Consider the following 12,995-nt stretch of genomic DNA (forward strand, 5'->3'; position numbering starts at 1 on the left):
AATTCCGGCTACTAATCCCAGATGGTCTAGATTTTTGACTTCAATTTCTGTTGATTGATTCATGGTCGAACAGCCCACTGCCTAAGTTTTCCAACAATTCCTATTTTTTCATAATTAGGGGTCTCAATATCCCCCTAGCGGCCACCGAGAAAACCTTCACCAGATAAGTATTTTTACTCAAGTCTCTGGAGGGGGACAGCTTATGTGACAGTTGAGGGTGCGGAATGTGGGTAATAATATTGCCACACATCAAACACCAGCCCCCCCCGAGCGGAGGAACGGTTACACGACAATACAGACGAGGTTGATGATGGGGTTTGACTTCAATATGAGTCCCTAAACAAACCAAGGGACGAGCATACTCTAAAGCTAATTCTTGAGCTACTTGTCGCGAGCGATGATTATCTGTAGCGACGACGATTAAATCCGCTGTCGCTATTTCTGCTTTGGCTTTCTCATCTTCTACGGAAAGAGATAAGGCTTTAACATGAGAACCAATAGCATAAGTTCTTTTAATCAACCATTTAAGATAGTGAACTTTGTACCATCCTTGGTCTACCATTTCTTGAGTAGCAGCTGGCATTCGATTGAGATTTACTGTTTCTAAACGGTCATGATCAATAAATACCCAATTTTTGACCCCCAATCTGGCCAGTTGTTCAGCAAACACGGCTCCAATACCGCCACAACCAATAAGAGCGACTTTTAATTGATTCAGGTGTTTTTGTACAGTTTCTCCAAAAACTTTTTGTCGAGCAAAGATTAATTCTGTATCTTCGCCAGAAAAGTTACTATTGATTGGTGTTAACCAAGAACGACAGAATTCAATTGAAGTATGATTAGTTCCTTGACGATTCCAAATCCGAAATTTTGATTTTTCTAGGGACTCATTGAAGACTCCAGAAATCAAGCGAGGCTTTTCTTGGTAACAAGAAGCGAGAAACTTAGCGTATTCTGCTTCATAGCGATCATCGACACAAGAAAAGGAAGGAGTAGCATCGCCAAAATGGGTATGAATGTGAACTACATCTAATTTCCGAGTTTTACTTGAAGAGGAGGACTTCGAGAGAGCGCACAGATAAGTATCTAGTAAATACTGATGAAATTGCTGTTTGAGTACCAATCCACTAGCCGATTGATGTTCGTAACAATCAGCAGTAGGTACAACCCAAGCTTGAGGAATATATCTGACTTTTTTCTTAGATAGCTGATGGCGTTGACAGAAAAAGAAGCCAATTACTTCTTCTCTGTGTTGACGAGCATCCAGCATTGCTTGACGAAACTGTTTCCACATTAAGGGAGGGATGTGTAGTAATATATCTTGGGGTTTTGGTTGAGTATTCATGCTTGATTGATTATTGGGATGAATGAAGCTAATAGAGAAGATGGAAAGATTGCTTGAATCAATCTTCTACCCTTTTCCCACACTTTTAAGGCTAGGGTTTTATCAGAATTTCTTCTGTCGTCAGACGTTATTAATTGCGTGGCGTGCGGTGATAAATAGGGTAACGAGATTGTGTCCTCTTTCGGGATTATTACTAGGTCGCCAAGAATTGAGCCATTTATCTCGGTTAAACCCGCCTCCGAGTCCTACACAATACCAATACCAGCCTTCTTCACTTAAGAATGGTGCGCCGTAGTAACTTTGTCTAGTAAAGTGATGATCCCCTTCTCCGACCGTATCCCAAGGATAATTAAGGTAGCAGCCAATAGGAGGAAGCCGTGGATAATCTGGTGGTAATAAAAACAAAACATCAGAGTTAGAAACTTTGAATTTACTCGAAGACAAAGGCATTCTCTTAATTAAAATTGCTGTGTATTGCACGTCACCAATTGTTTTACTCCCAACCACAATAGTTTTGGCTACTTTGTCTAGTAATTTTAGTTCGGCACTTAGGCGTGTATTGAGAGTAAATTTAGTTGCATTACTACTAATAGTTATTGTCATTTTTTTCTTTATCCTTTTACAATTTTAGGAACTGTCCAAACTTTTGAACCTTCTTTGAGAGCTTCTGTATCTTTCAAGGGTTTAGTGCCACCAAAGCCTTCTTCCATTACGTCATCATTGCCAATTTCTGGAAGTCGAGAACGTAAATCTTCAACTGTTGTTCCTTCTGGTAAATCAATTAGCTTGCCATTAACTATTGCTCGCATAAAAACTCCTGATTTGTTAATAAATGAATCCCTCAAGAAATGTTTGGTGTGCGCTCTTGATTAAAAATCTATTTGGGTCTTTGACTCAAAGCAATTTTCTTGACATTTCAGTTGATTGTTTTCTTCAACTAATTCATGATGAACAAGAGAAGACTTTGTTTTTTGTGGGTGCTTATTGAAAGGATAAATATCGAACCAATCGCAAAAATAAATAATTACAATCATCAGTGAACTACCAAAAGTCAGCCACAATAATTTTGTCGGTATTTGTTTCTTGAGAGCAGTTAACTTATTTTCAATTTGAGGCAATTTCCTATTTTCTAAAAAGTCTAATTGTTGCTTTTGTTCTTTCAGGAATAGTTCCATTCTTTTTAATTCTCTTTGATAAGTTTTAGCATGATTTTCTTGTCTTTGTGTCCAGAGATTTTCTAAGTTTTCACAATTTTCTTTCAGGTATTGAACGTAAAGTTCAACTTGACGGATTAATGCTTCTCGCTTTACGTTTTCTGTTTGTTCTATTGTTTGTTCTAATTGTTCAAAGGAACTTTGCACTTTCTCAACTTCTTGATTAAGTTTTTCGAGTTGTTGCTTGAAGGGATCAAAATCCCCTTTTGGTTGACCAAATAATTTGCCATTAATTATTTTCACGGTTACTCCATTCGTTTGTTTAAAGTGTGTCATCATGCAAGTAACTAATCAAACACATTGTTATTGCCAATACGATGATAATCTTGTGTCCCATTTTGGGCTTCAAAATCATCAAATAACTCTATCAAATCGATAACACTATTAGCAGAATTTTTCAAATCGTTACCGAGAGATTGTTCGACAGAAGCGACTTCAACTCGCATTCCTCGTCTTCTAAGTTTTTGTGCTAAATAAGCAAAATCAGAATCGCCAGTGACTAAAACGACAATATCTGGCTTCATTTCTAAAGCTAATTCAATAGCATCCATCGCCATTACTACATCAACATTGGTTTCGTAGTCATTACCTTTAGATTTGCCTTCTTTTGTAACAACTAAAAACCCGTTACTTTTTGCCCAGTAGATAAATTTTTCTTTGGTTTTTCTTTGTTCAGCAAATCTTTCTTTATCTGGAGGTAAACCCAAATAAATTACCATTTCAATTAGTTCTCTTCCTTCCTGAGGATCGGCTAAATAATCACGGATTTTTTGCCAATTAATCTTACGATTAAAACTTTGAGCAGATATATGGGTATTATCGGCATCGGCAAAGACTAATACTCGACGCATAAATGTCATAAAGCTAACCTCTCAACTCCAATTTCATTAAACTACCCTCTAAGAAGAGGGGGTTTCCGATTTCATTTTTGCCAAATCATGGGTTGATATCTTTCTGTCTTTTTCATCAAACAAGAAATGTATTCTTGGACTTGAAGTTCTAAACAACTACGCAAACTGACTTGGCGTTGAGTTTGAGGATGGGTAAGTTCTAAAGATAGTTTTTCTTCCCAATATTTAAGGAACTTCTTCAGAGAATCTTGCTGTAAATAGACGGCACCTTGTTCATCTGGGTTAGTAAAGTTGTCTGGAGAAAAAATATTTTTGTTAACTAAGTAAACGATTAAAGAATCAACAATTTGAGCGCGAAATTCTTCCATTAAATCTAAAACTAAAGCAGGATGATTTTCTCGACAGGTATGCAAATTCCCAAAATGAGTATGTAATCCAGTTAGTTGTACAAGCGAAAAAAGATGCTGAAATAAAAGAGTGTAGCCAAAACTTAGTAAACTATTGATGGGATCTGTTGGAGGACGCATCGTTCTTTTGGTAAAGGAAAAATTTCCTTGAAATAAAGAACTTAAACCTTGAAAATAAATATTAGCAGCTTTTCCCTCATATCCCCTTAATGATTCTAAAGATTCAGCGCTATTTAAACTATTGATAATTTTTTTGAGATTGATAACGGCTGTTTTCACTATCTCATTAGGATGACGACGCTGAAGACGCATCAATAAAATTCTCGAATTATGCACTTTAGCACGAACAATGGCATTAGCTTGTGTGTTAACAAAATCACTATTTTCTGCTTGTTTAACTTGTTGCGTTAAATAAGTAATTTTGGCTTGTATTTCCGACTGTAAATGTCCCAAATAATATCCTTGAGGTGAATAATAAGTGATAGGAATATTATGGAATAGCGCTGCTTGTACCGCACCATGGGATAAATGACAGTAACCAAAAAGAATAATATTTTTAACTTGGTTCACTGGAACTTTAAAAAGTTGTTGCTGCTGCTGAAAAATTTGAAACTGTTGGTGCTGAACTTTAAGAGAAGAACCTTGTTCTACTATATATAAAGTGGACATAAATTAATATAAGATATACTTTAAGGGTTGAAGTTGACAAAAAGATATTCAAAAACTAGCTTTGCACACTAGATAAGCTAAAGCTGGAATCGCATAGGGAGCATCTCATTTATGCAAGTGAGTAATTATACTTGTCCTAAAACTGTTTTCCAGTAAGGCTTTCAAAATAGCTTGACATAAAGATTTAGGGGTTATAAAGGTGAGATGCTCCCGATCGCATAGGCATTAGCGTGGAACAAATTCTATTGTTTTATGCCGATGGAATGGGGGGTTTCTCAACATTTTTCGTGGGTTAGACACAATGCCTGAAAATCTAGAGTTTTCGTTGAGGTGCGTCGATGCCTTGCCCAGCAAGGCTTTGAGCCTTATGACTGAGGTAACTATTGCGAATCATTATTAATAATGTCTATGCTTTTCAATATCCCACGAAAAATTGCTGTACAATCCTTATACAGCCTAGTTTTGCCAAGCTAGTCTTTTAACTTCTTAGCAAGTTTAATTAATGGAAACTTTGCCTGTTCCGTACTTTGACGGTGAGCAGTACTCTTTTAACTTCTTAGCAAGTTTAATTAATGGAAACGCTTGGGCTCGGGCGGCTTAGCCTTAGCTTTAGCCTTAGCCCTTTTAACTTCTTAGCAAGTTTAATTAATGGAAACGCCTGAAAGAAACGAAAAGAACCAATAATCCATCTTTTAACTTCTTAGCAAGTTTAATTAATGGAAACTGACTGCAATTGGTGTTGTATCCGTTCCTCTTGTTCTTCTTTTAACTTCTTAGCAAGTTTAATTAATGGAAACGCATTGTCAATGAAGAAAGGTCTCTTAGGCCAAAAACAAGACCTTTTAACTTCTTAGCAAGTTTAATTAATGGAAACATTTTTGGCCTCTTGAAATTTTCTTATTTTTACCATCATGACTTTTAACTTCTTAGCAAGTTTAATTAATGGAAACCATCGGGGGTCTAGTACTGATTCTTGTTCTTGTCGGCGTTTCTTTTAACTTCTTAGCAAGTTTAATTAATGGAAACCATCCATGTTTTGGTAGTCACGTTTAGAAATGGCCGCTTTTAACTTCTTAGCAAGTTTAATTAATGGAAACGTCGATCCTGGCGATGCGGCTTCTAAGCAATATGTGGACTTTTAACTTCTTAGCAAGTTTAATTAATGGAAACTTTTTCTTGCTCTGGGAATTTCTCTTGGTCCCCAGAATCCTTTTAACTTCTTAGCAAGTTTAATTAATGGAAACGAAAAAACCAACCATAAAGATTGGGATTACGAGTTTCTTTTAACTTCTTAGCAAGTTTAATTAATGGAAACCAAAAGGCAAACAATCCGCCGACAATGGTCAAAAAGCTTTTAACTTCTTAGCAAGTTTAATTAATGGAAACTATAATAAAGAGGAAGCCCTCTTCGTCTTCCCCTTCCCCTCTTTTAACTTCTTAGCAAGTTTAATTAATGGAAACGAAATATCCCTAAAGCGGGCGTCCCTCACTAGAAACCTTTTAACTTCTTAGCAAGTTTAATTAATGGAAACCTAGGTAGATGGCCAGTATATTGTTTCTAGTGAGGGCTTTTAACTTCTTAGCAAGTTTAATTAATGGAAACGAAAGGAAGCCAACGGGCTACATGATGCCGTGGTCGCCCTTTTAACTTCTTAGCAAGTTTAATTAATGGAAACCACTTTGTAGGCCTTGTCGTATCGCAGAGTTTCAAGACTTTTAACTTCTTAGCAAGTTTAATTAATGGAAACATGTTGACAAAGCCTTGGCTTTCCTCAGCCGTCCAACTTTTAACTTCTTAGCAAGTTTAATTAATGGAAACTTTCTCCAATTCCGTATTGCAAGAATGCGATACAATATTCCTTTTAACTTCTTAGCAAGTTTAATTAATGGAAACACCAGACAAGCTAATAACTAATTAAGGCAGGGACTTTCTTTTAACTTCTTAGCAAGTTTAATTAATGGAAACCCGTTGGGAGGCTTAAACTGAACGTTTGTTCGTAGACCTTTTAACTTCTTAGCAAGTTTAATTAATGGAAACAATAGAACCCGGGGTCCGTAGTCGTTGGGTAGGTCGTCCTCTTTTAACTTCTTAGCAAGTTTAATTAATGGAAACGTCGGGGTTACGTCGGAGAATCATGCTCTGATCGGCTTTTAACTTCTTAGCAAGTTTAATTAATGGAAACGATGAAACCCTCGTCTTCAAGCTCGGGGTTTTTAGAGGTGCTTTTAACTTCTTAGCAAGTTTAATTAATGGAAACTTAAAACGGAAGCGGAAGCGAAAAACAAACCGGCAATTTTTTTCATCTTTTAACTTCTTAGCAAGTTTAATTAATGGAAACGAAGATGGGTAATATAGTATCCGCCCAATCGTACCATTTAAACTTTTAACTTCTTAGCAAGTTTAATTAATGGAAACACGCAGGGAATTGCGCCGAAAATGTTTTTTTTTGCACAAGCTTTTAACTTCTTAGCAAGTTTAATTAATGGAAACGCCAAACCTTTGCATGACAAAGGTTTATTGTTTTTTCTTTTAACTTCTTAGCAAGTTTAATTAATGGAAACCCTTGTTCGGGTTTGCAAGTGTAATAGTCCGAAAGTACTTCTTTTAACTTCTTAGCAAGTTTAATTAATGGAAACTTGATGCCAGTTGGCATAAATTGTTGAACAATGTTTCTTTTAACTTCTTAGCAAGTTTAATTAATGGAAACGGTATAGATTTGTGACATAAACACGATCTCCTTGGGTCTTTTAACTTCTTAGCAAGTTTAATTAATGGAAACGTTGTATCGAGTGGCAGAAACTTCTGCTATCCGTATCCATTTCTTTTAACTTCTTAGCAAGTTTAATTAATGGAAACTTGCCAATTCCGACGCTGCTGGTCGGAGTTGTATCTTCTTTTAACTTCTTAGCAAGTTTAATTAATGGAAACACACAGTGCGCCAGAAACAATGGAAAAATACCAATAACTTTTAACTTCTTAGCAAGTTTAATTAATGGAAACGAAAGGAGGCCATTCAGCATGTTACGATCCTCAAAACTTTTAACTTCTTAGCAAGTTTAATTAATGGAAACAAAAGGCTCCATAAATACCAAAAAACCAAAACCAAAAGCCTTTTAACTTCTTAGCAAGTTTAATTAATGTGAAGCTAACGATTAGTGAATAAAAAATCTCCTACTTTAATTTTCTAAGGAGATTTTTTTACTAATAAAGGTGAGAGATAAGATTTTGTTTTTTCTAGATTACATAATATTGTGGAGGGGGTTCAGGGTGTTTGCTACCGATAGTTAAAGTTTTTGAGGTAGCATCTTTTGAGAGCCAATAAAATCTAACATTATCTTCTTCTGGTTTAACTTTTTTTTTGACTTTTTCATAAAGTTCTCGCATTTCCGCTAAAGATAAAAAGCACTCAAACACAGAAAACTGTACTCTTTTACCGTATCCTTCCAGAAAGTTAGATAATTTAGTGCGTCTTTTATTGTCAGGAATATCGTAAACAATTAATACTAACATTAGGAGGCTCGAAAGAAAGGTTCATAGGCTATAGATGACAGCAAGCTACGTTTATACAGCCGAATTTGTAATTGAATGGCTTCTCGGTAAGAAATCTGAGATGAAATTTGAGAGTGGGTAACTTTTTCAGTCATTCGCTTCTCAAATTGATTCAGGAATAGTCGTCTCCCCTGTTCAGTTAAATAGATTCCTGGCTTTTCAGTTAAAGATTCAAAATCTTTAGATTTTAGGATAGATTGGTTAAATAAAGTTAACATTAAACTATCAACAATGGGCGACCGAAATTCTTCCATTAAATCGAAAGCTAAATAAGGTTTTTTCTTTTCACCATAATGAAAGTTACCCAAATAAGGAGAAAGACCTTCAGCAATAATTAAACTGAGAACATTGTTAAATAAAAGAGTGTAGCCAAAGCTTAAAAGAGCATTGACTGGATCAGTTGGAGGTTGACGATGACGTTGAGAAAAATTAAAGTCTGGGTTGATTATTAATTGTCCCAAAGCGGAAAAATAGCGAGCAGCACTAATCCCTTCGTAACCTCGTAAACTGTCAATATTATCTACCAACTTTAAAGCTTCAAGATCGGTATTAATCCCTGAAATTGCTTGTTCAATATCTAAAATATTGCGCTGACGATTTAATCTTAGTAATAACTGTTTAGAATTGATTAACTTGCCTCGAACAATAGCTTTGGATGTATTCAATTGAAATTGGTGATCATTCTGGTGTTGAAACTGTAGTAATTCCACATTCAAATTAGATGCTTCTTTACTCCAAAGGTGTCCTTTATATCGCCCAGAAAGACTGAGGAACAAGACAGTAATTCGTGATTCTAAACAGGTAGCGATCGCTGGAGTAGATAAATTAATATTGCCAAACAGAAGAATTCTTTCCACATCTCGAATGGGGACTTCTATTTTATCCTTGTCTGGTACATGAATAAGAAACCGAAACTGTTCTTTCAACAAGCTTGTTCCCTGTTCTAGTAAATATAATGTAGCCATTGTCTGATTCCAAACATTTTTTTGAGGACGTGGCGCAACTTGTATTTGTTGTTGCTTTGGATTGGAAGTATTAGTGAGGGTTTTAATTTCCACAGAAGACATGATTAATTGCTGAGATATTTCTTCTTTTTCTGGTTGTAACTCTTCTGCGTCTGAACTTTTTTTTTTCCAGTTGATAAATATTCGCCGACTCTCTGTGTTTTCCGATCTCCTTGTTTTTTCTTGGGTTTATCTACAGGAAAGATAGCATTTTCTAAAAAGCCATGACCTAAAAAACAAAACCCGTGTTCAAAGTCAGTAATTTGGGTTTTATCACGATTAATATTGAGCTTAAGAGAATCAAGTAGATCAACAACTTCCGAGTAAGCTTGTCTAATTCTTTCTTGAGTACGAGCTAAAATTAAAAAATCATCTGCATAGCGTACTAATTTAATATCCGAATTAGCAATAGTGTGATCAAATTTATCTAAATAGATATTAGCAAGCAAAGGAGAAATAACCGAGCCTTGAGGTATTCCTTTCTTTGGTAAATTCAATCCTTGCTCGCTTAATATGCCTGAAGAAATCCAAGCTTTGATCAGACATAAAATACCAGGGTGATCGATATATTGACGTAATTGGACAAGCAATATCTGATGATCGATATTATCGAAATACTGAACGATATCTGCATCTAACACCCATCGATATCCGAGATCACGCCAATCAGCGACTTTTTCTACCGCCTGAATATAAGATAGATTAGGACGATAAGCAAAACTACAAGGAGAAAAATGAGGTTCAACCAGAGGAGCAAGCACATTTAAAAGAGCTTGTTGAACAATTCGTTCTCTAACGGTTGGAATTCTTAATTCTCGCCATTTACCTCCTTCTTTAGGAATTTTGACTTGTTTGTAAGGGTGAGGGCAATAAGTGCTATTAGCGACTGCTTCTCTTAATTGAACAAGATTAAAATCTTGATTTTGAGCAAAATCATCAATGGTTTCAGCGTCAACTCCCGCACAACCGTTATTTTCTTTGACTTTCAACCAAGCTTGTTGGAAGTTAGACAAATTGAGAAAGTCGTTAACGATGGTTATCATCAGGCAAATCCCAAGAAAAATAGAATCAAGATGATTCTATAAATCTCTCGGAATGACCTCTTTCCCTAATCAACCCCTTCCTTATTCGGATAGAGACTGGAGTTTAGAATAAAGCCACTCAAGAGTAAGCTAGGTAAGGACTTGAGAAATTGGAGTATCTTCTAGGTTCTGTGTGAAAATGGTATAATGATAATACAGAACAGTAGGTCGGTTATATGGATAAATTTTAATCAACTCCTCAATTTATCAAATGTAACAGGTTCTTCGGTTTGTGTTGTACAATGGACTGGGGTTATAAGAGATGAAACCCTTATAGAGAAAGACGTTTGGCGATTTTTATCAAGTATTTTTGATCTAGAGCGAACTAATCAATTAAATCTCTTGCCAGATAAGGATTTAGTCGATTTCTGCCCCCTGATCGAATCATACCAAGTAACTAAGAACCGTTAAGAAGGCATAATAAAAATAATGAGAAACGAATAATGGATACTAAAACTAATAAGAATATTGCTCCTAAAATTCGCAAATTGGTTGAGACAGCGAGGGAACTATACCAAACCAAATATGCCCTCAATGTCACAAGGCTCACCAGTCTCAAAAGTCTTTGCCAAGAAAAGGAAGCCGCCGCTAATTTTGCACTGTACCTAGCTAAATTGGTAGTCAAACAGATGGAATCTAATCAAACTACCAGGTCTTTTCTTGGAGAAGAAGCCTGGACAGAACACTGCCAACTAATTAACCATACTGTTGAAAAAATGGAAGATTACCTAGAATATCCAACTCCAGAGAAACGGCAGGATTTGCATAAATTGTTAACCCAACTAGAACAAATTCAAGGTTGGGAAAGACACATAAGATTTGGAACACAAATTCGTGTCATCAATAACAAATATGCCTTAATAATTGAAGATGCCCTGCGCTGTATGACAAGTTCAGATTATCCTTATTGGAGTTACCAAATGGCGAGAGATTATGCTGAACGCTATAACTCAAGCTGTGGCAGTGGACTAACTTCTGAATCCGCTCCTTTAGTCGCAGAAATTGCTGAGTTTTGGTGTCAATATTATTTTGGCAAAACTCTCACAGAGAAATTCCCTGATAAGAGTTGACATCAAAATAGAATAAAATTTAATAATTTTTATCTCCATACTGTTCAGGAGGTTGCCCTACTAATTCAGTAGGATAAGCTCTTGATTTTCTTCATTTAGAGGGGCTACATTTTCCCAGACCATCTCAAATTTCCATTCTTCGATTAAATCATAAATAAAAATTAACTGACTTCTCGATGATAAGGATAAATCTCCTAATTTCTAACTATCATTGTAAGGAGGAATTTCGGTGAAAGGATGGAAAATTTATGTCGTGCAACGGGAGTGTCAAATCAACGAGGTACAGAGGTTTTTGGGATAGGTAAGTCATCTGCACTCCCGATGGCAAAGCCCCTCAAGATAACGATTTGTAATTAGTTGAATTATATACCAATTTTCAATCGTCGTGACTAACATCTAAACAGAATATTGACCTTGATTAAAGTTGGCCGTTCTCGATACTTTCTTACGTTTCCGTTAATCTTTCGTCATCGATCGCTGCCCAACGATAAGGTCTTGTCCACTGTCCGAGTGATTCTCCCCTCACTTAACGAACCAAACTGCCGTATCAACAAAAACCTTCGTCACTTGAAATGCCCATGCTGCTCACAAAATTGGCTAATTGTCAATAGCGTTTTAGGTGCGCTTACCTTTAGGTAGGGATAATTACATGGTTTGAACGGAATAAAATTTTAATTTTTCCTCAATCTTTCTGACAATTCGGAGCGCTGTGACTCCCGAAATCTTCAATTATTCTATTAAGTGCTATAATTCTATTGATGAAACAATTTTTGCTGGTAGCTAGTTAAGCTTAAAAGGAGTTGATATTATGTTAGTTAAAGGAATTAAAAAAGGCAAAACTATTGAGTTATTAGAGGAAGTTGATTTTCCTGATAATGAAGAGTTATTAGTAGAAATTAGAGAGGTTAATAATTTTTGGTCAGCCTTGCAAGATTTTAGACAAAGAGTAGATTTGGCAAGTATTGATGATGATAGTTTTGATAATTTACGCGACAAGTCAACGGGGAGAGATGTTCGTTTATGACTCTCAAATATTTGCTAGATACTAATATTTTGTCAGAGGCTAAACGACCTGACCCGAATCAGAAGGTCATGACGAAGCTAAGATTATCTAAACGGGAAATAGCCACAGCTACTCTGGTAATCCATGAGCTATTATTTGGTTGTTTTCGACTTCCTCTGTCTAAAAAACGCCAAGACTTAGAGGATTATGTAAATAACGTTATTTTAGCCAATCTACCTTTATTAGATTATGACTTAAAATCAGCCCAATATCACGCACGGGAAAGGTCAAGATTGTCTAAATTCGGTAAGAGTCCTGCTTTTGTCGATGGTCAGATAGCGTCTATTGCTTTTACCAACAATTTGACTTTAGTTACCAATAATGTTGATGATTTTCAAGATTTAGAAGGTTTAGTGATTGAAAATTGGTTTCTCTAATCTGTAATTGTTCCGTGTTAATACTCGATAAATCATTTGCTCCCCCAGAAAGATGATTACTGCGTCATCGATCGCTGCCTAACGATAAGGTCTTGTACACTCCCCTCTCTTAACGAATCGCTAAGTGAGAACCTCGAAAAATTCGTTAAGTGAGCAGCTCAAACCAGGTTAAGGTTCCGTCATCGATCGCTCTCTAAGGATCGGGTTATGTCCACTCCCCTCACTTAACGAATCGCTAAGTGAGAACCTCGAAAAATTCGTTAAGTGAGCAGCTCAAACCAAGTTAAGGTTCCGTCATCGATCGCTCTCTAAGGATCGGGTTGTGTACATGGTCGGTTTCAATTCTCCCCTCACTTAACGAAT

General features: G+C 36.2%; 12 protein-coding genes and 1 CRISPR repeat array. Of the genes, 3 read left to right on the forward strand and 9 right to left on the reverse strand.

Annotated features, from left to right (window positions below; all coding sequences use genetic code 11):
• Positions 1 to 100 precede the first annotated feature (100 nt).
• From IQ242_RS05735 to ltrA, 9 genes are all read right to left on the reverse strand, one after another.
• Complete coding sequence (locus IQ242_RS05735) at positions 101 to 1,345, reverse strand: ThiF family adenylyltransferase (RefSeq protein ID WP_193959324.1); 1,245 nt, start codon at positions 1,343 to 1,345, stop codon at positions 101 to 103.
• 120 nt (positions 1,346 to 1,465) lie between these two features.
• A complete protein-coding gene (locus IQ242_RS05740; protein WP_103672754.1) occupies positions 1,466 to 1,948 on the reverse strand; it encodes a hypothetical protein in 483 nt (160 codons plus the stop codon).
• Positions 1,949 to 1,956: 8 nt separating this feature from the next.
• Positions 1,957 to 2,154, reverse strand: a complete 198-nt coding sequence (locus tag IQ242_RS05745) for a hypothetical protein (protein WP_103672755.1) — start codon at positions 2,152 to 2,154, stop codon at positions 1,957 to 1,959.
• Positions 2,155 to 2,214: 60 nt separating this feature from the next.
• A complete protein-coding gene (locus IQ242_RS05750; RefSeq protein WP_193959325.1) occupies positions 2,215 to 2,802 on the reverse strand; it encodes a hypothetical protein in 588 nt (195 codons plus the stop codon).
• A 44-nt stretch (positions 2,803 to 2,846) separates the two neighbouring features.
• Complete coding sequence (locus IQ242_RS05755) at positions 2,847 to 3,419, reverse strand: NYN domain-containing protein (RefSeq protein ID WP_190717921.1); 573 nt, start codon at positions 3,417 to 3,419, stop codon at positions 2,847 to 2,849.
• 62 nt (positions 3,420 to 3,481) lie between these two features.
• Entirely contained in the window at positions 3,482 to 4,486 is a 1,005-nt protein-coding gene (gene cas1, locus IQ242_RS05760; RefSeq protein WP_193959326.1) for a CRISPR-associated endonuclease Cas1, read from the reverse strand.
• Positions 4,487 to 4,961: 475 nt separating this feature from the next.
• Positions 4,962 to 7,632: a CRISPR direct-repeat array (repeat unit 35 nt; unit sequence CTTTTAACTTCTTAGCAAGTTTAATTAATGGAAAC).
• Between the two features lie 89 nt (positions 7,633 to 7,721).
• Positions 7,722 to 7,997 (reverse strand): CRISPR-associated endonuclease Cas2, encoded by a 276-nt coding sequence (gene cas2, locus IQ242_RS05765; protein WP_002757558.1) that lies wholly within the window; start codon positions 7,995 to 7,997, stop codon positions 7,722 to 7,724.
• Entirely contained in the window at positions 7,997 to 9,103 is a 1,107-nt protein-coding gene (gene cas1, locus IQ242_RS05770) for a CRISPR-associated endonuclease Cas1 (RefSeq protein ID WP_228020843.1), read from the reverse strand. The genes cas2 and cas1 (IQ242_RS05770) overlap by 1 nt, the downstream gene beginning before the upstream one ends.
• A 2-nt stretch (positions 9,104 to 9,105) precedes the next feature.
• Positions 9,106 to 10,083: a group II intron reverse transcriptase/maturase gene (gene ltrA / locus IQ242_RS05775; RefSeq protein ID WP_103672759.1), complete on the reverse strand. Its 978-nt coding sequence runs from the start codon at positions 10,081 to 10,083 to the stop codon at positions 9,106 to 9,108.
• A 482-nt stretch (positions 10,084 to 10,565) separates the two neighbouring features.
• On the opposite strand from ltrA, the gene IQ242_RS05780 reads away from it, so the two are divergent.
• The 3 genes from IQ242_RS05780 (at position 10,566) to IQ242_RS05790 (ending at position 12,632) form a co-directional block, all read left to right on the forward strand.
• Complete coding sequence (locus tag IQ242_RS05780) at positions 10,566 to 11,192, forward strand: hypothetical protein (protein WP_193959327.1); 627 nt, start codon at positions 10,566 to 10,568, stop codon at positions 11,190 to 11,192.
• An 808-nt stretch (positions 11,193 to 12,000) separates the two neighbouring features.
• A complete protein-coding gene (locus tag IQ242_RS05785; RefSeq protein WP_123230032.1) occupies positions 12,001 to 12,216 on the forward strand; it encodes a hypothetical protein in 216 nt (71 codons plus the stop codon).
• Complete coding sequence (locus tag IQ242_RS05790; protein ID WP_193959328.1) at positions 12,213 to 12,632, forward strand: type II toxin-antitoxin system VapC family toxin; 420 nt, start codon at positions 12,213 to 12,215, stop codon at positions 12,630 to 12,632. The genes IQ242_RS05785 and IQ242_RS05790 overlap by 4 nt, the downstream gene beginning before the upstream one ends.
• Positions 12,633 to 12,995 lie beyond the last annotated feature (363 nt).

This window comes from Microcystis sp. LEGE 08355, assembly GCF_015207185.1.
GTDB classification, from domain to species: domain Bacteria; phylum Cyanobacteriota; class Cyanobacteriia; order Cyanobacteriales; family Microcystaceae; genus Microcystis; species Microcystis panniformis.